Raw genomic sequence first — 24627 nt, 5'->3', positions numbered from 1 at the left:
ATCTAAGCAATTGCTCATTTTTGTATGGCAAAGTACCAAGACATCACGTTTGGTCCTTTTCTTTTTGTTGATAAATGATGAAGTACAGACAACGACAAACGCTCGTTGCCTTTTAAATGAGGGTGGAAACAATGGAATTATCAGATGCATATATACAATCATTTATACAGCCACGTAATGAATTGCTTTTAGAAATAGAAGCCTATGCGGAGGAGAATCATGTACCGATTATGCAACTTGCAGGTATAGATGCATTAAATCAACTGTTGCGTATTCAAAATCCGACAAAAATTTTAGAAATAGGTACGGCAATTGGTTACTCTGCTATTCGTATGGCAGAGGCATTGCCCAATGTCCAAATTGTTACAATTGAACGTGATCAAGATCGTGTAACAAGGGCAAAAGCCTATATTAAACGTTCGACTGTATCAGATCGAATTACGGTCATTGAGGGGGACGCTTTAGAGGTGGACGATAAGGCCATCGATACGACTTTTGATGCTGTCTTTATTGATGCTGCGAAGGGACAATACCAACGCTTTTTTGAAAAATACGCTCCTTTAGTAAAATCAGGTGGGGTATTATATATCGATAATATGTACATGCATGGCTTGTCTGATTTAGAGTTGAAGGATGTTCCACGTCGTAAGCGCACAATGATTCGCAATTTAAAAAACTTCACGGATTGGATTATGCAGCACCCAGATTATACAAGTGCTTTTTTACCAGTCGGTGACGGTTTATTACTATGTTTGAAGAGGTGACTACTATGAAAAAACCAGAATTGCTTGTGACACCACAATCATTAGAACATATAAAAGCACTTTTAGAAGCTGGAGCAGATGCTTTTGTTATAGGTGAACAACAATTTGGTCTACGTCTAGCAGGGGAGTTTTCTGTTGAAGAAGTGGAAGAAGCAACGAAGCTTATTCACGCAGCAGGTAAAAAGGTGTATGTTGCAGTCAATGCCCTTTTCCATAATGAGAAGCTAGAGGCACTTGCTGACTATTTAAAAGAAATGCAACGTATCGGGGTGGATCGTTTAATTTATGGTGATCCAGCGGTACTCATTATTCGCCAAGAGCAAGATGTTACGATTCCATTACATTGGAATCCAGAAACGACGGCTACAAACTGGTTTACGGCTAATTACTGGGGGAAACGTGGTGCAACGCGTGCCGTGTTAGCACGTGAGCTTTCTCTTGATGAAGTATTAGAAATTAAAGAAAATACCGAGATGGAGATTGAAGTACAAGTACATGGGATGACATGTATGTTCCAATCTAAACGTCCATTACTCGGCCATTATTTCTTATATCAAGATAAAGTAATGGCTATTGAAAATCGCCAAGATAATCGTAATATGTTCCTACATGATGATGAACGAAATAATAAATATCCAATATATGAAGATGTAAACGGTACACATATTTTCAGTCCAAATGATATGTGTATTATTGATGAGCTTGGTGAATTATTTGAAGGTGGCATCCATGCTCTGAAAATTGAAGGTGTTCTTCAAGCTCCAGACTATGTGGTAGCGGTAACAGAAGCTTATCGAAAAGCAATCGATACGTATTTTGACGAGTCAGAAGAAGCGTATGAAGAGATCAAAGATGATTTATTAGCAAAAATTGAAGATATTCAACCAGCCATTAGACCATTAGATACAGGCTTTATCTTCAAGGAAACAGTTTACTAGGAGGGGCAATACCATGGCATTAGCGTTAGAGCAAAATGACAAAATCCGTGAGATTGTCGACGGTAAACGTGTCATTACTAAAAAACCAGAGTTACTTGCCCCAGCAGGTAGCTTAGAGAAATTAAAAGTAGCTGTTCATTACGGAGCAGATGCAGTATTTATCGGTGGGCGAGAGTTTGGTCTACGTTCGAATGCGGATAACTTCTCCATTGAAGAGATGCGTGAAGGTGTAGAATTTGCCAATCGATATGGAGCAAAAATATATGTAACGACAAATATTTTTGCCCATAATGAAAATATGGATGGCTTAGAACGTTATTTAAAGGACATTGAATCAGTCGGGGTAACGGGTATTATTGTAGCAGACCCACTCATTATCGAAACATGTCGCACAGCAGCACCTAAGCTTGAAATTCACCTTTCCACACAGCAATCGCTGTCCAACTGGAAGGCCGTTCAGTACTGGAAAGAAGAAGGCTTACATCGTGTCGTTTTAGCACGTGAAGTAGGCGGAGAAGAAATGAAGCTGATGAAGGAAAAGGTGGATATTGAAATTGAGGCCTTCGTTCATGGCGCAATGTGTATTGCCTACTCTGGTCGTTGCGTTCTATCTAATCATATGACGGCTCGTGACTCAAACCGAGGGGGATGCTGCCAATCATGCCGCTGGGACTATGATCTATATGAACTAGAAGATGGTGAAGAAAAAGCACTTTTCGATGATAGTCATGCACCATTTGCGATGAGTCCGAAAGACTTGAAATTAATTGAAGCGATTCCTCATATGATTGAGCTTGGTATCGACTCGTTAAAAGTCGAAGGTCGTATGAAATCCATTCACTATGTAGCGACAGTCGTTTCTGTGTACCGTAAAGTAATTGATGCCTATTGTGCAGATCCAGAAAACTTTAACATTAAACGGGAATGGCTAGAGGAATTAGACAAATGTGCTAACCGTGATACGGCTGAAGCATTCTTCCATGATGCACCTGGCGTTGAGGAGCAAATGTTTGGTGTGCATGGACGTAAAACAACCTATGAATTTGCTGGTCTTATTTTAGATCATGATCCAGAAACAAAAATAGTGACAATGCAACAACGTAATTATTTTAAACCTGGTGACGAAGTAGAATTCTTTGGTCCTGAAATTGAGAATTTCCGTTTAACAATGGGCGAAATTTGGGATGAGGATGGCAATAGCCTAGATGCAGCTCGTCACCCACTACAAATTGTTAAATTTAAATGCGACACACTATTGAAACCGCATAACATGATGCGAAAGGAGAATAACTAATGGCAGTGAAGCGTCCTGTTGTCATCGGAATCGCAGGTGGCTCATGCTCAGGAAAAACGAGTGTGACGCGCGCCATTTATGATGTTTTCCGTGAGCATTCTGTTGTGGTAATTGAACAAGATTTTTATTACAAGGATCAAAGTCATTTAACATTTGAAGAACGCTTAGGAACAAACTACGATCATCCGTTAGCTTTCGATAATGATTTATTAATTGAGCACATAAAAAAATTGTTAGTGCGTCAACCAATTGAAAAACCTGTTTATGATTATGTCCAGCATACACGAGCAGAAGAAGTTATCCATGTTGAACCAGTAGATGTTATTATACTAGAAGGTATTCTAGTGCTAGAGGATGCTGATTTACGTGATTTAATGGATATCAAATTATTCGTGGATACAGATTCAGATTTACGCATTATTCGTCGCATCATGCGTGATATTAAAGAGCGTGGACGTACAACGGATTCAGTGATCGAGCAGTATTTATCGGCAGTTCGACCAATGCATAATTTATTTATTGAACCAACCAAACGTTATGCTGATATCATTATTCCTGAAGGTGGGGATAATGAGGTGGCGATTGATTTAATGGTAACGAAAATTAAAACTATTCTTGAAACCGACAACGTATTGTAATAAGATAGAGTGGTATTGACAATATTTACATGCATATTTTGAAAAAGCATGCATACTATTAGGTCAAAGCGTAATTTGAAAACGTTTAAAAATAATAAAATTCGATTAAATGCATCTTCTACGCATTTAGTCGAGTTTTATGTTTTTATATTGAAGAAACAAGGAGTGAAGGACTTTGGCAAATGAAAAACAGTACCCTATGACAGCTGAGGGGAAACGTAAATTAGAAGAAGAATTAGTAAAATTAGAAACTGAAACACGTAAAGAAATCGTTGAACGTATTAAAATAGCACGTGATTTTGGAGATCTTTCTGAAAACGCTGAGTACGATTCAGCAAAAGAAGAACAAGCCTTTTTAGAAGGTCGTATTTCTACATTAAAATCAATGATTCGTAACGCGGTGATTATTTCTGAGGATGAGACAGATAACAGTGTAGTATCACTAGGGAAAACGGTTACATTTGTAGAAATCATTAATGGTAAGCCATCAACAGATGAAGAATCTTATACAATTGTTGGTTCTGCTGAGGCAGATCCTATGGAATTCCGTATTTCGAATGAATCCCCAATTGCAAAAGGTCTACTTGGTCGTGCTGAAGGTGAAGAGGTTGTCGTTCAAACACCTGGTGGCGAAATGAAAGTGAAAATTCTTTCAATTAAATAATTTGTATATGTACAAGCAGTTAGCCTTTGGCTGACTGCTTGTACCATTTTTAGAGTGAAAGCTATGTAGTAAAATAGTGAGTATAATTATTTTGCAAGTGCTGTCGAACTTGATAGAATATTTGCTAGAGAGGGGGAGACATTATGAGTGAACGACAAACTCGAAGTGGTCGTCATTTGCAGCCATCTCGTAATAAAAAGCTAGATAAACTATTGAATGTTTTAATTGGTGTTGTGGTTGTACTTATTATTATCACAGCAACCTATGTGTTTAAATGGCAAGATGATGCAGATCAAGCAGTGAAAGAGGAACCAGCTCAAGAGGAACAGAGCGGCGATGCCGAAAAAGACGTAGAGAAAGAACCGTCGAATGAAGAAGAGAAAGATCTTGCTGTAGAAGAAGATAAACCTTCAGAGCAAGAATCAGAACCTGAGACATCTCCGGAAGAACAAGGCACACCAGAAGAATCAACATCAGATAATCCAATTGTTGAAAAGGTCATCACGAATAAAAATTGGCAGCCAACACCTACAACACAAACAGGTCAGCATGTGTCTTCATATAATGACAAATCAGTAGACTGGGCTGAAAAGGTAGCAACCGTAGCAACTGTGACAGGTATCGACCAAAGCAATATGATTATCTGGCGTATGCAAAACAATGGTGGTCCTAATTCATCCATTGCTACTGTTTCGAGCAATGATAAATCTCAAATGTATCGTGTAAGCATGGAATGGGTTGATAATGAAGGTTGGATGCCTGTGAAGCTAGAGCAACTAAATACATTAGAAGGCGCCTATTGACGAAAATCACTCTTTTGATTATTTTTAATAGAGTTGATAAAGAAGGGAAGTAACAGTACATGAAAATTGCAGTAATCGGCGCAATGGAAGAGGAAGTAGAGCTTCTAAGAGCAGCATTAAACGATGCACATAGCACAACAATTGCAGGTAGTGAGTATACAACAGGAACTTATGAGGGGAAGGAAGTCGTCTTATTAAAAAGCGGTATCGGTAAGGTAAATGCTGCTATGTCTACGACAATCCTTTTACATGAGTTTAAGCCTGATGTTGTGATTAATACAGGCTCTGCAGGTGGATATGATGAAGCACTTGAGGTAGGCGCTGTTGTCATTTCTGATGAAGTTCGCCACCATGATGTAGATGTCACAATCTTTGGCTATGAAATTGGACAAATGGCTGGTATGCCAGCAGCATATAAATCAGATGAGCAATTGATGAAGGCAGCTGAGGAGGCTGTGAAGGCAGTTGGAGAGCATCAGTATGGCGTTGGCTTAATTTGCTCTGGGGATGCTTTTATGAATGATCCTAAACGTGTAGAGGCTGTTCGTCGTCATTTCCCTCAAATGAAAGCTGTAGAGATGGAAGCGGCTGCAGTTGCACAAGTTTGTTATCAGTTTGCTACACCTTTTGTAGTTATTCGCGCATTATCAGATATTGCAGGTAAAGAATCGAATATTAGCTTCGATGAGTTTTTACCAGTTGCTGCAAAGCATTCAACACAGGTAGTATTAAAAGCAATTGCCTCACTGTAAACTACACAAAATGGTCAAAATGTGTGGTTTATCCTGTGAGAAAAATCACAGTTATTCCAAAAAACAAATGCTACACTGACATTAATAAATCTCTTCATAATAGAATGGGAGGCATTCATGATGTTATTTTTAACAGTAGGTGTAGTCATTATTACAACTTTAATAGGTACGTTGATTTCAGCAGAACTCTCGGAATCAGCACATTAGTATGACGGGAAAGCTCCTTTGCGACATAGTCATGTCGCAGGGGAGCTTTTTATATGCCATGAAATAGGCACATTCTCCGCCATTGATGGATTGAATTTTTCTTATGGCCATTTTACAATATATTACTCGATAGTTTTTTGGTCTCGTTTGTACAGTTGATAGAGTTTAATGAGTGCTCTTTTTTCAATGCGAGATACATAGCTGCGTGAAATATTTAAGCGTGCTGCAATTTCCTTTTGTGTAAGTGCATCCTGTTGATTTAACCCATAACGTAGTGTCACAATTTCGAGCTCACGTTCATCAAGCATATGCAAATAGTGGTATAACTGTGCTACATGCTCTTTATGCTCTAGCTTCTCTGTGGCACTTTCTTCGTCACACTGAAGTAAATCACGAATTTGCAGTGCATTCCCATCTTTATCAGTTCCAATCGGCTCAAATAGTGAAACGTCTTTTTGTACTTTTTTTTGAGTGCGCAAATGCATTAAAATTTCATTTTCAATGCAACGAGCTGCATATGTGGCAAGTCTTGTTTTTTTGTCAGGGGTATAGCTCTCAACGGCTTTCATTAGTCCAATTGTTCCAATGGAAATATAATCATCGAGTTGCTCATGTTTTGGATGGAATTTTTTAACGACATGCGCGACAAGCCTCATATTACGTTCTATTAGGTCAAGACGCGCTTGCTCATCGCCACCTAAAAATCGTTCAATACAAGCAGCTTCCTCTTCTTTTGAAAAGGGTTTATGGAATGTTTGCCCCTTTAAATAGCCAAGCAACGCAGGGATTTCAAGCCATAACTGCAACATTGATGTAAAAATTCCGCTCATTGAATGATTTCATCCTTTCCCCATTTTTCGACAGTATATGTTTAAAAACTGTGGGAAATGAAAAAAGTGCAACAGCAAATGTGCTGTTACACTTTTTTTAGCGTAAATGTACTAATCATGAGTAAAGCTAAAATGGGAAAAAGGAAAAGATAAAATGCCGGATGGAACGTATTAGCTGCGAAATACGTTAAAGTTAAGAACGTACCTGCGGCTGTAATTGGTAAACCTGTGAAATAACCGTTTGCTTCACTAATATTGAAGCGAGCTAAACGCATCGCGCCACAGACGATAAATAATACGGCCATCATCATGCCGACAAAACCAAAATCAACTAGAACAACTTCATACATTAATAATGCAGGCGCCACACCAAATGATATAATATCACTCATAGAATCTAATTGTTTACCTAATTCAGACACTTGTCCGAGCGCTCTCGCTACCTTACCATCGTAGCGATCAAGAAGAGCTGCTAAAAAGATAAACAAGACACTATAGCTATAGTATTCATGTAAAGTGGCCATAATAGCCGCGCCTCCAAAGGACATATTACTAATTGTGATGAAGTTAGCTGCGTGCGATTTCATTTTCTTAACCGTGGTATCCACCAACTTGTGATAAAAAAACAAGGGGGATCACTCCTTTGCACTTAAGATATTGTACCATTATACTTCGAATGCGAAAAAATTGACAGTCTAAATTAATGGATAGGGGTTTTACTGTATGAAAGAAAAACTATATCAACGCTTGATAGAACTAACGAATGGTAAGCAATCTTCCCATCTTTTGCAAGCAATTGCGAAAGCGAAGTGGAGTAAACGTATAATTCCAAGCTACATGAAGTTATACGATATTAACCTTGAAGAAGTTTCAAAAAAACAACAACAATTTTCGTGTTTACATGATTTTTTTACAAGAGAACTGATAGAAGAGGCTCGACCTATTGAACAAAGTCCTACCGTTTATGCCAGCCCTGTGGATGCCAAAGTGGAATCCTTTGGACGTATTGAATGGGATATGACATTTCTTGTGAAGGGCAAACCCTATGCATTACAAGATTTACTTGGTAATACAGAACGAGCAGCACAATATGCAGACGGACATTATATCGTATTTTATTTAAGTCCTGCTGATTATCATCGTATCCATAGCCCGATAGATGGAGAAGTATTGCGACAATATACACTTGGTCAGAAATCTTATCCTGTGAATCAGCTAGGTCTTACATACGGTAAAAAACCAATTTCTCATAATTATCGTTTAGTGACAGAGCTAAAAACAGCTAATAATCAGCATGTTGCCTTTATCAAAGTGGGTGCGACCTTTGTGAATTCCATTGTGCTTACCAATACAACAACGAAATGGCGTAAGGGGCAGGAAGTTGGTTATTTCTCATTTGGTTCAACTGTTGTGATGCTGTTTGAAAAGGATACGATTAAATTTACGGATAATGTTGTAAAAGGCAGCCCAATTCGAATGGGTGAAGCTTTTGCAAATATGCTATAATGGTCGAATAATACGTTAAGATTAGGGGTCGCTATTTTGTATAATTTTTTATTACCGAACGAATTTGTGACGAATATTTTTGAAATTACGCCGGAAAAGTTACAGGAATTAGGGATTAGAGGAATCATTACGGATTTAGATAATACGCTTGTTGAATGGGATCGTCCAGATGCAACAGAGGAGCTAATCATTTGGTTACGCATTATGAAAGAATCAGGTATTCGTGTTATTATTGCGTCGAATAACAATGAAGCTCGTGTGAAGCATTTTGCTGAGCCATTAGGTATCCCGTATATTCACAAGGCGAAAAAGCCACTTCGTAATGCTTTTTATAATGCGCTGATTCAACTAGGCTTGCGTCCAAATGAAGTGGTTATGGTAGGAGATCAACTCCTTACAGATGTAATGGGAGCAAACCGCTTAGGCTTACACACAGTGCTTGTGAAGCCTGTTGCACAATCAGATGGGCTTGTAACAAAATTGAATCGTTTCATTGAACGTCGCGTATTTAATGATTTGAAACGAAAAGGAATTATAACTTGGGAGGAACAAGAATGATTGAAATGCCAAATTGTATTGGCTGTGGTACAACAATTCAAACAGAAGATAAAACAGCAGTTGGGTATGCACCCCCATCATCATTAGAAAAGGATGTGGTCATTTGCCAACGTTGCTTCCGTTTGAAGAATTACAATGAAATTCAACCAGTATCATTAACAGATGACGATTTTTTACGTATTTTAAATGGTCTTGGTACACAGCAAGGCTTAATCGTAAAAATTGTTGATATATTTGATTTTAATGGAAGTTGGCTACCTGGACTTCACCGATTTGTAGGGAAGAATCCTGTCCTATTGATTGCCAACAAAGCAGATTTATTACCAAAATCAGTGAAACCGAAAAAGGTTATCAACTGGTTGAAACGAGAAGCAAAGGCTCTTGGACTACAACCTGTCGATGTCCTATTAGTCAGCGCCCATAAAGGCAAAGGGATGGCAGAAGCAATGGAAGCCATCGATGCGTATCGCAAAGGACAAAATGTATATGTTGTTGGCTGTACAAATGTTGGGAAATCTACGTTCATTAACCGAATTATTAAGCAGGCAACAGGGGAGGGTGAAGTTATCACAACCTCACATTTCCCAGGCACTACTTTAGACATGATTGACATTCCATTAGATGATGGTAGTGCATTATATGATACACCAGGTATTATTAATCACCATCAAATGGCTCATCATATTGATTCAAGTGAATTAAAATATATTATGCCGAAAAAAGAAATTAAGCCGAAAGTCTACCAACAAAATGCTGGGCAAACCTTGTTTATTGGTGCATTGGCGAGATTTGATTTTATTCAGGGAGACCGTTCTGCCTTTACAATCCATGTGGCAAATGATTTACCAATTCATCGTACAAAGCTTGAGAAGGCAGATGCGTTATATGAAGAACATAAAGGAGAACTATTGGCACCCCCAACTGCGGAATTTATCGACCAGCTGCCGCCATTGGTTCGTCATGAATTTTCCATCAAAGAAGAGAAAACAGATGTTGTATTTTCTGGGCTAGGCTGGATTACTGTTCAGCATGCCAATGTAGTAGTAGCAGCTTACGCACCAAAAGGTGTACAAGTTTCAATTCGTCCTTCACTGATTTAAATGGAAGGACATAGTAGAGAGAGGGACTAGAACATGAAGAAGTGGTTTGCAGTTATGGGTGATCCAATTGAACATTCAAAATCACCTGCCATGCACAATGCTTGGTTCGAGGACATGTCCATTGATGCAACATATATTCCTTTACATGTCACGCCGGCCCAATTAGAATCAGCTATTGCTGGTTTGAAGACATTAGGCGCAAGTGGCTGGAACGTGACAATACCTCATAAAACAGCAATCATTCCATATCTAGATGAGCTAGATGAGCTGGCACAAAAAATGGGCGCAGTGAATACAGTTGTACGAACAACAGAAGGAAAGCTGAAAGGCTATAATACAGATGGTATAGGTTTTGTTCGATCACTCGAAGAAGCCGTTGGAGTATCTCATAAAGACAAGCCTGTATTACTTGTTGGTGCTGGTGGTGCTGCTCGTGGCATTGCCTTTGCTATGCAGCAACAAGGCTATTTTCATTTAACCATTGCCAATCGTACAGTGGAGAATGCACAAACGGTTATTGATGAAATGGGTATGGGACGTGCCATTTCATTACAAGAAGCGGAAGAGACGCTAGCTGATTTCAGCATTATTGTGCAAATGACATCGGCTGGTCTTTCCACGGGCAATTTTTCGATGCCATTTTCATTAGATCGGCTGATGAAAGGAGCAATTGTTGCGGATATTGTGTATAATCCATTAATGACGCCTTTTTTACAAGCGGCTGAAGAAAAAGGGGCAACGATCGTCACGGGCTTAGGGATGTTTGTCCATCAAGGAGCCATCGCTTTTGAACACTGGTTAGGAAACTATCCAAATACAAATTCAATGATTGCGCAACTGAAGGCGCAATTAGGAGGAAACTAATTTTTATGTTAACAGGTAAACAGAAACGTTTTTTACGTGCAGAAGCACACCATTTAACACCAATTTTCCAAGTAGGAAAAGGCGGCGTTAATGATGAAATGACAAAGCAAATTCGTGAGGCATTAGAAGTACGTGAGTTAATTAAAGTACGTATTTTAGATAACTGTGAGGAGGATAAACATGAAGTCGCTGAAGCATTAGCAACAGGCGCTCATGCGGAGCTTGTCCAATTAATCGGCCTAACAGTTGTTTTATATAAAGAGTCACGCAATCATAAAAAGATTGTATTACCAAAAGCAACGAAATAAGGTGAGACGATGAAAAGGGTCGGTTTACTAGGAGGTACATTTAATCCACCACATATGGGGCATCTTTTGATGGCAAATGAAGTATTTCATGCGCTAGAACTTGATGAAATTCGCTTTATGCCTAATGCCATACCACCACATAAGCATGCACGTTTTGATGCCAGTAATGTCGAACGACTTGAAATGGTAAAGCGTGCGATTCGTCCATTTCCTTATTTTTCAGTAGAGTCGTATGAGCTTGAGAAGGGTGGCGTATCCTATTCCTATGAGACACTTTCTGCCTTGTGTAGAAGAGAACCGAATGTAAAATTCTACTTTATCATCGGTGGCGATATGATTGATTCGCTACATACATGGCATTGTATCGATGATTTAGTGAAACTAGTTCAGTTTGTCGGAGTAAAGCGTCCAGGGACAGTGGCGACAACCGAGTACCCTATAAGTATGGTGGAAGTGCCTCAAATCGATTTATCGTCCACACTGATTCGTGAACGCCTTGCGACTGGAGGAACGGTGACATTTTTACTACCAGAAGCGGTAGAGACGTTCATACGAGAGGAAGGTCTTTATGGAACGCGAACAGTATTTAGCGGCGATTAAGCCAAGAATGCCTGAAAAACGTTATATTCATACAATCGGTGTGATGGAAACGGCCATCGACCTAGCTCAAAAGTATGGAGAGGACGTGAAAAAAGCTGAAACAGCAGCTATCCTCCACGATATTGCTAAATATGCAGACATTGAGTGGATGGAGAAGATCGTTCGTGATGAAGAATTAGATGCAAGACTCATTGGGTGGGGCAGTGAATTACTACATGGTCCAGTCGGAGCATATATAGCACAAAGTGAGTTTGCCATCACAGACGAAGAGCTGTTGAATGCTATTCGTTTCCATACAACTGGGCGCGCTGGTATGAGCCGTTTAGAAAAAATCATTTTTGTCGCAGATATGATTGAACCGAACCGTCGATTTGATGGTGTTGATCGTCTACGCAAAAAAGCGCAAAAAAATTTGGATAAGGCGATGAGTGCATGTGTACGTCATACTTTGGCATTTTTAATTGACACAAAGCAGCCAATTTATCCTTTATCAATAGAATGTTATAACGATATGATGAACAGAGAGGAAAGTGAAGGATGACTTCAACTTTATTACAAGCAGCGTACAAAGCAATTGACGACAAACATGGTGAGGACATTGTCGTTTTAAATATGCAAGGAATTTCCCTTTTAGCGGACTATTTTATCATTGCTCATGGTAACTCAGATCGCCAAGTGCAAGCAATTGCGCGTGAATTACAGGATGTAGCTGAAAAAGATGGCTATGAAATTCGCCGTGTCGAAGGTTTCGATGGAGCTCGTTGGGTACTTGTCGACTTAGGAGATGTAGTGGCACATGTATTCCATAAGGATGAGCGTGCTTATTATAATTTAGAGCGTCTTTGGGGCGATGCACCGCAACTAGACATGCCAGAGGCCTAAGTGAGTTACGAACGCTTTGCCCATGTCTATGATGAGCTTCAAACGGATATTCCTTACAATCTCTATGTAGATTGGGTTGTACAACATGCACCAAGCAGCCAATACCCAAAACTTTTAGATATTGGTTGTGGCACTGGTGTACTTAGCTTGTTATTTGCACAGTCTGGCTATCAAGTCAGTGGAATCGATTTATCAGAAGAGATGCTGTCCATTGCAGCAGAACGCTTTGCTGGTGCAGGTTACCATGCTCCATTATACTGTATGTCTATGGTCGAACTAGACGGGTTTGAGGAAATGGATATTGTCACGATCACAATTGACTCCTTGAATTACGTAGTAGAGGAGCAGTCTGTCTATACCACATTAGAACGTATCTATACGGCTTTGCGTGATGGGGGTCAGCTGTTTTTTGATGTTCACTCATTATTTAAAATGAATGAGATTTTTTTAGATGGTCCGTTCACGTATGATGACGGTGATATTAGCTATATTTGGCATACGGAGCCTGCTGACTTCGAGCATTCGGTTATTCATCAAATGACCTTCTATGTGCGAGAGAAGTCAAGTGAATTATATGAACGCTTTGATGAGGAGCACGTGCAACGTACTTTCACTATCGAGCAGTATATGACTTGGTTATGTGCCATCGGTTTTAGTTATGTGGAAATCACAGCAGACTTTACGGATGAGGCACCTGATGATGAAAGTGAACGCATTTTCATTCGTGCGGTGAAATAAAGAAAAAGAAGCTACACTGTGTAAGAGGCAGTGTGGCTTTTTTGATGGATAGAAAGGGTGAAGTAGCGGATAGAACTCTAGAACAGGTGGATAGAGAGTCGAAAGTAGCGGATAGAACTCCTGAACAGGTGGATAGAAAAACTAAAGTAGCGGATAGAACCTGTATAGGTGGATAAAAAAGCTAAAGTAGCAGATAGAACTCCTGAACAGGTGGATAGAAAGGCTAAAGTAGCGGATAGAACACTAGAACAGGTGGATAGAAAGGCTAAAGTAAGAGGATAGCTCTCTTCAACAGGTAAAGAGAAATGCCTGAAATTTTTTTATCATTTTCAACCAACTAACCATAGTGTAAGATATATGTAACTCCATATGATGACCTTTTGCAAGGAAAGGATGGTACTGTGCTCCAATCTTTATGGCAAAAGTACAAAAAAAGTATGTTATTCCCCAGCATACTAGTCGTCAGTGGACTTTGTTACTTCTATTTTTCGAGTTCTGACTCTTCACATCCCCAAGAAGAGCTCATCGAGACAATCCAACCTATTGAAGAAAAGAATTTGAGTGCATCTGCTGAGGAAGCGGTGATGCAGCAGATATTTGTGGATATAAAGGGTGCTGTGATGTATCCAGGCGTTTATGAACTTCAGCAAGACCAACGTATAAAAGATGTTGTACAGCTTGCTGGTGGCTATACAGAGAATGCTGACACACAGCTTATCAATCATGCCCAAAAAGTACAGGATGAGATGGTGATCTATATTCCTATCAAGGGCGAACAGCTAGAAGAAGGAGCCCCTTCTCTTTTAACGATACCTATGGAAAGTAATAATAAAGAGCAAAAGATTAATATTAATAAAGCTGATGTGGCAACTTTGGCAACATTGCCAGGCATCGGTCCTTCGAAAGCGCAAAGTATCCTTACGTATCGAGAGGAAAATGGACACTTTCAAACGATAGATGACTTAAAAAATGTGAGTGGTATTGGTGATAAAACATTTGAGAAGCTAAAGGATGCGATTACCGTAAAGTAAAGGCTTTTACATGATGTGATATTGACGCCCCTTTTCTAAAAGGGCTACACTATAGTAGAAAAGCAAGAGAAAGATAATTTGTTAGATAATTTTTGGAGGTAGTCATATGGAGCGAATTACTTGGGATCAATTTTTTATGGCACAAAGCCATTTACTCGCATTACGAAGTACATGTACAAGACTAGCTGTAGGAACAACGGTTGTGCGTGATAAACGCATTATTGCAGGTGGCTATAACGGTTCCATTACAGGGGACGAGCATTGTATCGAAAAAGGATGCTATGTGGTTGATAACCATTGCGTGCGTACCGTACATGCTGAAATGAACGCCTTACTGCAATGTGCTAAATATGGAACACCGACAAAAGGTGCTGACTTGTATGTGACACATTTTCCATGCTTACCATGTACAAAGTCCATTATTCAAGCTGGCATAGAACGTGTGTATTACGCTACAGATTATAAAAATAATCCATATGCACAGGAACTATTTGCAAAAGCTGGAGTGGAAGTAGTTCATGTACCCTTTGATGAACGTAAAATCGATTTTTTACGAGATGACAAGCTAGCCTTGTACACAGAAATGTTGCATGAGCTTCGCGAGAGTGGGGTATCGGCTGAAAAATTGCTCCCATATGAACAGAAGGTGAGTGCATTATTTGGCATCGAGCTTTAAAGCATAGATGGATCATGGTAGCACTTGCTGTACTTGTAGCTGCTATTGCGGCACATAAATCAGTATGGCTACTCATTTTTTTACTGCTACTAGCCCTGTGGCTCATCATAAAAGGTGAGTCACGTTTTCTTGCAATTTTTGTGCTAACTAGTGGTCTACTAGCTTATTTTTTCCTTTCTATCAATCAACTGACGGAACCTCCCCCTTTACCGTCAAATTTCCCTTTAACTTGGTCAAATGACTATAAAATAAACGGGCAAAAACTCCGTGGGTTTGCTACAACAACAAATGGCCAAAAGCTTTACGTTGTTTATACGTTTTCTTCGGAACAAGAGAAAAATTTTTATGAACATACCTCATTATCGGGAATGACGTATGTTGCTAAAGGTGAACTTGTGACACCCTCTTCTCCTGCGCATGCCTATGCCTTTTCCATGTCCAATTATTTAACGAGCAAAGGAGCAACAGGCGTTGTTGAAATCGCAAATTGGCGTTATGTAGGAAAACGTGCCTCCTTTTTCACCCTTCTTGCTGAAGTAAGACACGGTATGAAAAAGCATATAGAGAGGACCTTTCCAAAATCCCTTGTAGCAGAGGCACAAGCACTTCTAATAGGGGTACAAGATCAGATGGAGGATGAACTGCAGCGAGCCTATCAAAAGCTCGGTATCACCCATTTATTTGCGATTTCCGGGTTACATGTCGCGCTGGTGTCTTGGCTATTTTTTGAAGGGTTACTTAGAATAAGCGTTCGCAAAGAAATGGCTACTGTAGTGCTATTGATCCTCTTACCCGTTTATGGAGTGATCGCAGGTGGTGCACCTTCCGTATGGCGTGCAGTTTCTGTAGTTGAATTAATGATGTTATTGCGCTTTTTTAAGTGGGGTATATCGATGGATGATGCACTAGCGATTAGCTTTATAGGCTTTGTTTTGCTTGAGCCAGGTATTATTTTTCAAATTGGTTTCCAACTGTCCTATTTAGCAGCTGCTAGTCTTATTTATTCCAGTATCATTTTCAAGCAGACGAGGAATTGGCTCAGTCGTTCTTTTTTTATCACATTCGTGTGCCAATTGCTCGTTTACCCACTACTACTTCATCATTTTTATGAGTTATCTATATCCTCGTTTTTTGTCAATATTGTTTTTGTTTCACTGTTTTCCTTTGTTATATTACCCTTTAACATTGTAGCCTTTGTGCTATCCTATCTTTCCTTACCACTTGCCAACGTGCTATTTGCTGGCTATGAACCACTGCGTAATTGGCTGACCGAAATGATCTTTTATATGCAGGCGCTTCCTTGGCAATTATGGTCACCAGGTAAACCATCTAGTTGGCTGAGCTGCGTTGCGATGCTAAGTGTTTTAGCAAGCTTCTATTACTTGGAAATAAGACGTTTCAGGAAAGCTATTATGGTCCTTGTCATCCCCGCTATTTGGGTTCATCTGTCACCCATGTTGTATAACGAAACGAAGATCACCTTTTTAAATGCAGGACAAGGAGACAGTATCGTCATTGAATTGCCATTTAGGCGGGCAGTCTATGTTATAGATGCAGGAGGCGTATTACGCTTTGAGCAGGAGTCATGGAAAAAAACAGATCGTCCTTATGAGGTTGGAAAGCAAGTTGTCGTGCCATTTTTAAAAGGTAAGGGCATACGAACCATTGATATTTTTATAGCCTCGCATGCGGACGCAGATCATATTGAAGGAGCAGAGGAAGTATTACAAGAGATTAACATGAAGGAAATACACGTTACACCTGGTTCATTGAATGAGCCTTTAATGAATGATTTATTGCAAGAAGCAAACAAGCGAAATATTCCTATTAAAGAAAAGATAAAGGGGAATGCGTGGCGTGTAGGAGTGACAGATTTTTATTACTTATGGCCTAATGACACCTTTTATGAGGGAAATGATGACTCCCTTGTCCTGTACATGCGACAAAAGGCATTTACAGCGTTGTTTACAGGGGATTTGGAGCAATATGGTGAACAACAGCTGATCAAGCGCTATGGGCCTTTATTGACCAATCTCACATTGCTGAAGGCAGGACATCATGGGAGTAAGACATCGAGCATAGAAGCCTTTGTTGAGCTGCTACAGCCCCAATTAACAGTTTTTAGTGCAGGTCTCCATAATCGCTATGGTCATCCACATGAAGAAGTAGTAGAACGTTTTGTCAGTCGAAATTTAGCGACATGGACAACAGGATTGGATGGAACAATCGAAATACGTATTTGGGATAATCGCTGGTCAGTCAGTAAATGAAAAAGGCCTTGTCCAATGACCAAGGCCCTTTTCCTGCATAAGTCCAATTACTGTGATACGAATTCTACTATAGTTGCAATAATAAACATAATTGTGAAAACGCCAAATGATACACCGAAACCAACACCAGAATCGATGGCATCGTTACGTCGACATTGTATGTTCTTTCCTTCAAATGGATTCATTGTTATCCCTCCAATTCTGTTATTTATTATAAGACAACATGGTCATAAAAGCTATATCCAAAAGGTGATTTCCCCGTCTGGCAAGGAATCGACACAATTCGGTCAAAGACACAAATGGCTATAAAATCATGTATACTAATAGTATTGCTAGATGGAGGGGAAATTATGATTTCAACGGTTTGGAATACAATAAAAAAAGGTGAGCTTGCACCAGTATATTTGCTTGTTGGTGAAGAAAGCTATTTTATAGATGAAACCATTAAACGCTTAAAAGAGGCTATGGGTCCAGAAGAAGATCTGGAGATGACCACATTTGACTTAGAGGAAGTGCCAGTAGATGCGGTCATGGATGAAGCAGATACCATTCCTTTTTTCTCAGAACGTAAGCTCATTATTGCTAAAAACGCTTCGTTTTTAAAGGCCACCGAGAAAGGGAAGGAAAAAATCGATCATGATGTGAAACGATTGGAAACATGGCTGTCGAATCCGTCTGATTTCTCCGTAACGGTTTTTATTGCTCCTTATGAAAAATTAGATGAACGCAAAAAAGTGACCAAAATGATGAAGGAGCATGCATTATTTGTACAAGCTGAGACACCAAAAGAGCAGGATTTAGCCGTCTGGATTCAGGGCATTGTCAAGGCAAAGAGTAATAGCATTGCACAAGATGCTATTGAACTGCTTGTTTCGATGGTCGGAGCCAACATGCTACAATTACAGATGGAAATTGACAAGCTAACCCTTTATTTAGGTGAAGGTGGCGAAATTACAACTTCGTTAGTGGAGGATTTGGTGGCAAAAACATTGGAGCAAGATGCCTTTAAAATGCTCAATGCTTATCTGTTTAATGATTCTGTCGGAGCCTTGTCCATCTATCATGATTTATTACGACAAAAACAAGAGCCTATTATGTTAGTGGGCTTGCTCGCATCCAATGTTCGTACCATGTCAAATGTCTTTTATTTGTTAAAGAAAGGATATCATCCACAGCAAATCGCTAAAAATCTAAAAATTCATCCATATCGCGTCAAACTTATGATTGAGCAACGTCATCGCCCGTCAGAAGAAAATTTGCTGCGAGCATTATATCAATTAGCGGAAGTTGATTTACAGCTAAAATCGACTGGTGGGAATCGAGAGCGCTATTTAGAGCTATTTTTATTGCGCCAACTATAACAAAGAAAGCTGTCCAATATGGGGCAGCTTTTTAAGTTCTCTATAAAATTAAAAAGATCAGCTACTCCTAATAGAGTACCTGATCCTTTAAACAATTACGCTTTTTTAGCAAGGCGAGACTTTTTACGAGCCGCCGCGTTTTTGTGGATAAGTCCTTTTGAAGCTGCTTTATCTAAAGATTTGAAAGCTGCTTGTAAAAGTTCTTGTTTGTTTTCAGCGTTGGCAGCAACAGCGTTTTCAGCTTTTTTCACTGTAGTACGCATTGCAGATTTAGCTTGAGAATTAGCAATGTTAGCTTTTTCGTTAACTTTTACGCGTTTAATCGCAGATTTAATGTTTGGCATATATTTCACCTCCTAAATTAGGTACGAGATGATATCTTCTCATTGATTTCTTGTGTCAATACAACAAAAATCATTTTAACAAACGCTTGGCCAAATTGCAATAGATAAATGCAAAGAATATTTACTTGACAGTTTGAACAAACTACAGCTTGAGGTGAACTGTATGCAAAATTTTAATTGGCAACGAACAGATTTAATCGATGAATCAGAAGAGGTAGTTGTCCATCAGACGAAAGAGCAAAAAGAAAAGCTTGAACAATCAAGTGGCATTCAAATTGAAGATCGGAATGCTGGTAGAGTAAAAATTACAGATGTTCTTGTAGACGCTGAAGGGGAAAAACAAATTGGTAAAAAAGAAGGGCAGTATATTACACTTTCTGTCCCGACGCTGACATTAGAAGATCAAGAAGGTTTTGCACAACTTGAGCAAGAATTGCTTGTAAATTTCAAAAAAATGCATGCTGATCTTGCTTGGCAAGAAAACGATAAAATTTTAATAGTTGGTTTAGGAAATCGTACCATTACACCGGATGCAATAGGTCCCTATTTAATTGACCATCTGCATAGTTTAGATGTCATTGATGAAAAATTTGTTATGTATGCTCCTGGTGTAACAGGACAAACAGGCTACGAAACAGGAGAGTTTGTGGCTGCTATTGCAGAGCGTCTACAACCGAAATTGATCATTGTAGTGGATGCACTTGCAACAAGAGCGAGTAATCGACTCTGTAAAACGATTCAATTAACTGACACGGGTATACACCCAGGTTCAGGGGTTGGCAACCAACGGCAAGAAATTTCTTATGAGATGCTTGGCATTCCAGTAACAGCGATTGGTATACCGACAGTAGTAGATGCACCCGTATTAATTGCGGATGCGGTAGAAACAATGCTTCGTTCGATAGCTGCCCGTGTGGCTGAACGCGGTAAACCGTCATCGAAGCTTTCCTTATCCTCGTGGCAACCAGATATCAACAAGGAACTGGATATGACGTTAGTACAACCTATTTTTGGAGAATGGGCGACATGGACAAAAGAGGAACGGCAGCAGCTGTTTGAGGAAACCTTCGCTGGCTCCCACACCCAATTAATGGTGACACCAAAAGAAGCAGACTATTGGATTGATCGCTATGCAAAATTAGTGGCTTCTATGCTAATGGATTGGGCAAGTGATTTATAAAAAAATCAAAAAACAATGCTTATAAAAGTCCTTCTAAAACACGCTTATTTATGCGTAAAACAAGAAAATTATTTTCGTTCTAATTAACACCCCCCCTCCATACGATATGGGGAGGAGGGTGTGACTTTGCTAAAAAAACTACAATGGTCATTTGGTATATTATTGTTCTTTTTCGTATTACCTGTCATTGCTGGGCAACTTCCGTTCAACAAGCAAGCATCGACTCCGATCAAACAATCAGAAGATAAGCAAGTCGTGTTTGCCGCTACCAATTTAGCTGAACAAAGTGTACTGGAACAAACGCAAGAGCCTGAACCAGATCAAGCCCTAGACCCGGACCCATTTAAAGTGTTAGTGTTATTTACTCATACGCATGAAGCATACGAACCGATAGTGAAAGCAGTGAGTGGTAAGGTAGCGACTTCTCATGAAACGGTCAATATTATGAGCCTGAAGGATAAGATTGTGAATCATTTTAATGTAAATGGTTTAAAGACGGATGTTCTTGATGTAGATATTATGAAGAAATTACAAGAAGAAGGTAAAGGATATCACGAATCTTATAATGTGATGAGGCCTTACCTAAGTAAGCATTTAGAAACAAATAATTATGATTTAATACTTGATTTACATCGTGACTCATTAAAACATGATCTTACAACGATCTCATATAATGGGGAAAACTATGCGAAAATCGCTATTGTTGTTGGGGCAGAACATGCCAATTACCGCTGGAATACAGCGTATGCTGAAAGTCTATCATCCACATTAAATGCCATCGTACCAAAAATCTCTAAAGGGGTTATTTCTAAAAGTGGTGATGGTGTTGATGGACGATACAATCAAGATTTAGCAAAGCAAATGATGATTATTGAGATTGGCGGAATTGGCAACACAGAGGAAGAGGTTAATCGTACGATTGCTGTCATAGGTAAAGCCATATCAAAAGCTTTTGTAAATGATTCAAAAAAATAAACCAATCATATTAAAAAGTGGGACTCTTGTAGGCTCACTTTTTTAATATTGTATGATAATAAAATTTCCAGAAAAAATTCTCTTTATTTGTCTTTCCATCACTTCATTCTTGTCTTATAATTTTCAAGTTGGCTCTCGATTTTCATGATAAAACGTTAAATGAAGGCATATGCAAGTAAAGCAAGTTTACTTTTGAAGTATATACCATTTTTGGGAATGCCTTTTCAAGTCAATAGCAAACATACATATGAATTTTTTAGAAGACAAAAAGTGATAACGTTTCATTTTTCTCTCAAACTTTTATCGTATTTCAAACGTCAAACATATAAGTGAACAAACAAAAAATAATAGAGAGGGGATGATTTTCAATCAAAAGGTTCTATTACGCGACAACAGGTTTTATCTTGATGCAGAAGGGAATAGCATCAAAAAGCGTTACTTCTTGTGGCATAAGGATGTAACTAACATCATTTATCCAAAGCCTCAGGCGGTTGTCAGAGGTCGTGACGACTTTTAGATTAACTTCTCACAGGACAGCTAGAAAAAAACCAACACCATTATACCGAAACGAAATTGAGAGATTATTGAAGGAAGGAATAGTATGTCAGGCAAGTCATTAAATCATCGTTATATTCCTGGACTAGACGGGATTCGAGCATTAGCCGTATTAGCAGTTATTGCTTATCATTTTAACTTCAGTTGGGCTAGAGGTGGCTTTTTAGGAGTAGATATCTTTTTTGTATTATCGGGCTATTTAATCACCTCTACCATTTTACCTTTAAGGGGCAATCAATTAACAGTCAGCCTAAAGAAATTTTGGGTCGGACGATTGAGAAGGCTACTTCCAGCAGCCTACGTTATGATTGTTACATCATTTGTTTGGGCAATGCTCTTTCATAAAGAGCTTCTCCATACTTTGCGTGGGGATGCTTTGTCCTCTATTTTTTATTCAAGTAACTGGTGGTTCATTTTTCATAAACTCTCTTATTTTGATAGTTTCGGTTCTCCGTCACCTTTAAAAAATTTATGGTCATTAGCCATTGAAGAACAGTTTTATTTGATTTGGCCATTGCTTTTAATGATTGGGCTTTTTGTTGTTAAAAAACAAAGTAAACTAGCATACATCGTCTTTTGTGGCGCCCTTTGTTCAGCGTTCGTAATGGCGATACTCTATCAGCCAGGTACTGATCCAAGTCGCGTCTATTATGGGACGGACACACGCTGTTTTGAATTGTTAATAGGCTGTTGGCTAGCCCTTGTTTGGCCAATGAAAAGACTATCTTCTCAAAAATTATCAGCAAACCATGTGAAGAAACTAAATACTATGAGCTTCATTGCACTTACTATTTTTTTAGTAAGCATAGTGTATGTTGATGAGTATCAGTCCTTTCTTTATAGAGGGGGTATGTTTTTATTTTGCTTGAATGCTGCTGTTTTGATTGCATGTATTTGTCATCCTGTTAGCATACTAGGAAAAATATTGGCATGGAAGCCACTATGTTGGCTAGGCTCTCGTTCCTACGGCATTTATCTATGGCATTATCCTGTCATGGTTTTAGGGACACCCATTCATGAAATCGGGAACCCCTCCTATTGGCGCATCTTCCTACAGCTTTTACTAATCTTGCTGATTGCAGAGCTATCCTATCGCTTCATTGAGATGCCTATTCGGAAAGATGGATTCCGAGTCTATTGTCAAAAATATCTGGTTTGTAATAAAAATAAATGGGGAAGCCTTTCTTTTCCACGAAAAATATCAACAGTTATGGTTCCGCTTTTTCTGCTTGTATTTTTCACAGGAATAACAGGCGTAGTAGGCGAAAGTCAGCAAAACCCATCTAAAACGTTTCCAACAACGATAAAAATTAATGGCGATGAGCCTACAGCCGATCTGAACAAGCATGACAAACAAGCTGAAACCTCAACCGACAAGCCTTCTCCAAACAAGGAAGAGGGAGTAGAAGATGTTCAGGAGATTGAAACGCCTAAGCAAGAAGAAAATAACACAATGACAGAGCCTGAAAAGGATGAATTTTATCGTGGCATACTAGCGATTGGCGATTCCTTAATGATTGATATTGCACCGAGCTTACATACTATGTATCCGACGATTACAATCGATGGAAAAATAGGCCGACAAGTTTCGCAAGCTGTCAAACTTGCACCAAATTATGCAAGTTTTAATCAGCCTAATTATGCAGTCATTCTACAATTGGGGACAAATGGTTATTTTACAACTAACCAAATGGATACACTCCTTGGAGCATTTTCAAATGCCGATATTTATTTAGTGAATACACGTGTGCCGCGTTCATGGGAAGCAAAAGTGAATGAAGCTTTACTGCAAAAAGCACAGGAACATGAGCGAATCACACTAATTGACTGGCATGCAGCTGCAATCAATCACCCTGAATACTTTGCCCCTGACGGAGTACATTTAGAGAAAAAAGGGGTAGAAGTTTTAACAAAGCTCATTCAACAATCCTTAAACAATTAAAATAAAGAAAAAGTCAGTATACACAGTTTTACCTGCGTAGCTGACTTTTTCTATATCTGACATCTTTTCTTGGAGAGTTACGATTTCAAAACAGTTGACCTTCAGACTATTCGCTCTGCCTATATTTATTCTATTGGTTGTCGATCCTGTATAGTAAGCTGGACCAATTGATCTGTTCCTTCAGTACGTGGAAAATAGTACAATGTCCATTCTTTCTTTTTACTATCATAGTTTATGTTTGTAATAAGGGGATTGTGTTCAAGTTTTTTTGCTACATGGATGATGATATCTTTTGTAGAAAGCGTGCTTTTCACAGTTGTGGGTAAAACCTCAATCTTCTCTGTCTTTGTTTGACCAGGGTAAGATTCATCAATCGTATCCGCCCATACTTGAACATAATCCCCTATTTCTAACGTTTTGGTTGTTGTTACCCATAGTGCATCTACAAATTGTGTGTTGGAATCATTTGAAGGGACAGGTTCATTGCTTACAACGAGAAAGCTGCTTGCTTGAGCGGCTGTCACATATCCTTCAATTGTGGCCGTCTCTTTACTGTTTACATGGTCTTTTGTTGTGCCACATCCAGCTAAGACAAGAAGCACCAACCATCCTACTATGAATTTTTTCAACGCAATTCCTCCTCTTGTCCAGTAGACGCATTTCCATCTAAACTGTTACACATCGTGTGCTTCCACAGTTGATTTCTCTGTATTTATATACTTAATACTGTAAAATTTAAAAACGACATGAAACACTGAAAGTATTGATATTATAGGCTTTCTAGTCTAGTTGCTGTTGTACTTTGCATAACGTTCATAGTATAATTCATTATAGTTTAATTAGGAGT

Annotated in this window: 28 protein-coding genes; 23 read left to right on the top strand and 5 right to left on the bottom strand. The window is 39.1% G+C overall.

Features of this window, described 5'->3' with window-relative positions; all coding sequences use genetic code 11:
• Positions 1 to 131: 131 nt before the first annotated feature.
• The 7 genes from JTI58_RS00750 to mtnN all read left to right on the top strand — a co-directional run bounded on the left by JTI58_RS00750 (position 132) and on the right by mtnN (position 5853).
• A complete protein-coding gene (locus tag JTI58_RS00750; RefSeq protein ID WP_205444549.1) occupies positions 132 to 764 on the top strand; it encodes an O-methyltransferase in 633 nt (210 codons plus the stop codon).
• Between the two features lie 5 nt (positions 765 to 769).
• The gene (locus JTI58_RS00745) at positions 770 to 1702 is read left to right on the top strand and encodes a peptidase U32 family protein (protein ID WP_205444547.1); all 933 of its coding nucleotides are present in this window, start codon (positions 770 to 772) and stop codon (positions 1700 to 1702) included.
• Positions 1703 to 1715: 13 nt separating this feature from the next.
• Positions 1716 to 2996 (top strand): peptidase U32 family protein, encoded by a 1281-nt coding sequence (locus JTI58_RS00740; RefSeq protein WP_205444546.1) that lies wholly within the window; start codon positions 1716 to 1718, stop codon positions 2994 to 2996.
• Positions 2996 to 3634, top strand: a complete 639-nt coding sequence (gene udk, locus JTI58_RS00735; protein WP_004226858.1) for a uridine kinase — start codon at positions 2996 to 2998, stop codon at positions 3632 to 3634. The genes JTI58_RS00740 and udk overlap by 1 nt, the downstream gene beginning before the upstream one ends.
• Before the next feature lie 175 nt (positions 3635 to 3809).
• Positions 3810 to 4298 carry a transcription elongation factor GreA gene (greA, locus tag JTI58_RS00730; protein ID WP_004226860.1) on the top strand — a complete coding sequence of 163 codons (489 nt, stop codon included), beginning with the start codon at positions 3810 to 3812 and terminating at the stop codon, positions 4296 to 4298.
• 143 nt (positions 4299 to 4441) lie between these two features.
• Complete coding sequence (locus tag JTI58_RS00725) at positions 4442 to 5101, top strand: YrrS family protein (RefSeq protein ID WP_205444544.1); 660 nt, start codon at positions 4442 to 4444, stop codon at positions 5099 to 5101.
• Between the two features lie 59 nt (positions 5102 to 5160).
• Positions 5161 to 5853 carry a 5'-methylthioadenosine/S-adenosylhomocysteine nucleosidase gene (gene mtnN, locus JTI58_RS00720; protein ID WP_205444542.1) on the top strand — a complete coding sequence of 231 codons (693 nt, stop codon included), beginning with the start codon at positions 5161 to 5163 and terminating at the stop codon, positions 5851 to 5853.
• A gap of 329 nt (positions 5854 to 6182) precedes the next feature.
• Here mtnN and sigK read toward each other — a convergent pair whose 3' ends face one another.
• Both sigK and pssA read right to left on the bottom strand, forming a co-directional pair.
• On the bottom strand, positions 6183 to 6890 hold the full coding sequence (sigK, locus tag JTI58_RS00715; protein ID WP_004226867.1) for an RNA polymerase sporulation sigma factor SigK: 708 nt from the start codon (positions 6888 to 6890) through the stop codon (positions 6183 to 6185).
• An 86-nt stretch (positions 6891 to 6976) separates the two neighbouring features.
• On the bottom strand, positions 6977 to 7477 hold the full coding sequence (gene pssA / locus JTI58_RS00710; RefSeq protein ID WP_205447010.1) for a CDP-diacylglycerol--serine O-phosphatidyltransferase: 501 nt from the start codon (positions 7475 to 7477) through the stop codon (positions 6977 to 6979).
• 136 nt (positions 7478 to 7613) lie between these two features.
• On the opposite strand from pssA, the gene JTI58_RS00705 reads away from it, so the two are divergent.
• The 12 genes from JTI58_RS00705 (at position 7614) to JTI58_RS00650 (ending at position 17423) form a co-directional block, all read left to right on the top strand.
• A complete protein-coding gene (locus tag JTI58_RS00705) occupies positions 7614 to 8396 on the top strand; it encodes a phosphatidylserine decarboxylase (protein ID WP_205444540.1) in 783 nt (260 codons plus the stop codon).
• Between the two features lie 36 nt (positions 8397 to 8432).
• Entirely contained in the window at positions 8433 to 8954 is a 522-nt protein-coding gene (locus tag JTI58_RS00700; protein WP_058844216.1) for a YqeG family HAD IIIA-type phosphatase, read from the top strand.
• Complete coding sequence (gene yqeH, locus JTI58_RS00695) at positions 8951 to 10054, top strand: ribosome biogenesis GTPase YqeH (RefSeq protein ID WP_205444539.1); 1104 nt, start codon at positions 8951 to 8953, stop codon at positions 10052 to 10054. The genes JTI58_RS00700 and yqeH overlap by 4 nt, the downstream gene beginning before the upstream one ends.
• Positions 10055 to 10087: 33 nt before the next feature.
• Complete coding sequence (gene aroE, locus JTI58_RS00690) at positions 10088 to 10918, top strand: shikimate dehydrogenase (RefSeq protein WP_205444537.1); 831 nt, start codon at positions 10088 to 10090, stop codon at positions 10916 to 10918.
• 5 nt (positions 10919 to 10923) lie between these two features.
• Entirely contained in the window at positions 10924 to 11226 is a 303-nt protein-coding gene (gene yhbY, locus JTI58_RS00685; protein WP_205444536.1) for a ribosome assembly RNA-binding protein YhbY, read from the top strand.
• Positions 11227 to 11235: 9 nt separating this feature from the next.
• Positions 11236 to 11826: a nicotinate-nucleotide adenylyltransferase gene (locus JTI58_RS00680; protein WP_205444534.1), complete on the top strand. Its 591-nt coding sequence runs from the start codon at positions 11236 to 11238 to the stop codon at positions 11824 to 11826.
• A complete protein-coding gene (yqeK, locus tag JTI58_RS00675) occupies positions 11795 to 12367 on the top strand; it encodes a bis(5'-nucleosyl)-tetraphosphatase (symmetrical) YqeK (RefSeq protein ID WP_205444533.1) in 573 nt (190 codons plus the stop codon). Before JTI58_RS00680 ends, yqeK begins: the two co-directional genes overlap by 32 nt.
• A complete protein-coding gene (gene rsfS / locus JTI58_RS00670) occupies positions 12364 to 12708 on the top strand; it encodes a ribosome silencing factor (RefSeq protein ID WP_008180916.1) in 345 nt (114 codons plus the stop codon). The genes yqeK and rsfS overlap by 4 nt, the downstream gene beginning before the upstream one ends.
• On the top strand, positions 12709 to 13446 hold the full coding sequence (locus tag JTI58_RS00665) for a class I SAM-dependent DNA methyltransferase (protein ID WP_205444531.1): 738 nt from the start codon (positions 12709 to 12711) through the stop codon (positions 13444 to 13446). It abuts the gene before it with no gap.
• 401 nt (positions 13447 to 13847) lie between these two features.
• Positions 13848 to 14477, top strand: coding sequence for a helix-hairpin-helix domain-containing protein (locus JTI58_RS00660; RefSeq protein ID WP_205444529.1), 630 nt, complete (start codon positions 13848 to 13850; stop codon positions 14475 to 14477).
• 106 nt (positions 14478 to 14583) lie between these two features.
• On the top strand, positions 14584 to 15153 hold the full coding sequence (locus tag JTI58_RS00655) for a ComE operon protein 2 (RefSeq protein WP_205444527.1): 570 nt from the start codon (positions 14584 to 14586) through the stop codon (positions 15151 to 15153).
• 14 nt (positions 15154 to 15167) lie between these two features.
• Complete coding sequence (locus JTI58_RS00650; protein ID WP_205444526.1) at positions 15168 to 17423, top strand: DNA internalization-related competence protein ComEC/Rec2; 2256 nt, start codon at positions 15168 to 15170, stop codon at positions 17421 to 17423.
• Positions 17424 to 17470: 47 nt separating this feature from the next.
• Here the strand turns inward: JTI58_RS00650 and JTI58_RS00645 are convergent, their stop codons facing one another.
• On the bottom strand, positions 17471 to 17608 hold the full coding sequence (locus JTI58_RS00645; RefSeq protein ID WP_036121877.1) for a YqzM family protein: 138 nt from the start codon (positions 17606 to 17608) through the stop codon (positions 17471 to 17473).
• A gap of 165 nt (positions 17609 to 17773) precedes the next feature.
• On the opposite strand from JTI58_RS00645, the gene holA reads away from it, so the two are divergent.
• Entirely contained in the window at positions 17774 to 18784 is a 1011-nt protein-coding gene (gene holA, locus JTI58_RS00640) for a DNA polymerase III subunit delta (RefSeq protein ID WP_205444524.1), read from the top strand.
• Positions 18785 to 18879: 95 nt separating this feature from the next.
• On the opposite strand, the gene rpsT is transcribed toward holA, so the two are convergent.
• Positions 18880 to 19128 carry a 30S ribosomal protein S20 gene (gene rpsT, locus JTI58_RS00635; RefSeq protein ID WP_004226906.1) on the bottom strand — a complete coding sequence of 83 codons (249 nt, stop codon included), beginning with the start codon at positions 19126 to 19128 and terminating at the stop codon, positions 18880 to 18882.
• Positions 19129 to 19291: 163 nt separating this feature from the next.
• Here rpsT and gpr point away from each other — a divergent pair, with 163 nt between their 5' ends.
• From gpr to JTI58_RS00620, 3 genes are all read left to right on the top strand, one after another.
• Positions 19292 to 20308, top strand: a complete 1017-nt coding sequence (gpr, locus tag JTI58_RS00630; RefSeq protein ID WP_205444523.1) for a GPR endopeptidase — start codon at positions 19292 to 19294, stop codon at positions 20306 to 20308.
• Positions 20309 to 20428: 120 nt separating this feature from the next.
• Positions 20429 to 21283 carry a stage II sporulation protein P gene (gene spoIIP, locus JTI58_RS00625; RefSeq protein ID WP_243456267.1) on the top strand — a complete coding sequence of 285 codons (855 nt, stop codon included), beginning with the start codon at positions 20429 to 20431 and terminating at the stop codon, positions 21281 to 21283.
• Between the two features lie 601 nt (positions 21284 to 21884).
• On the top strand, positions 21885 to 23780 hold the full coding sequence (locus JTI58_RS00620; protein ID WP_205444519.1) for an acyltransferase family protein: 1896 nt from the start codon (positions 21885 to 21887) through the stop codon (positions 23778 to 23780).
• A gap of 125 nt (positions 23781 to 23905) precedes the next feature.
• On the opposite strand, the gene JTI58_RS00615 is transcribed toward JTI58_RS00620, so the two are convergent.
• Complete coding sequence (locus JTI58_RS00615) at positions 23906 to 24409, bottom strand: DUF3221 domain-containing protein (RefSeq protein WP_205444518.1); 504 nt, start codon at positions 24407 to 24409, stop codon at positions 23906 to 23908.
• Positions 24410 to 24627 lie beyond the last annotated feature (218 nt).

The organism is Lysinibacillus fusiformis, assembly GCF_016925635.1.
GTDB lineage: Bacteria > Bacillota > Bacilli > Bacillales_A > Planococcaceae > Lysinibacillus > Lysinibacillus fusiformis_F.
This window is presented reverse-complemented; position numbering and strand designations above follow the sequence as displayed.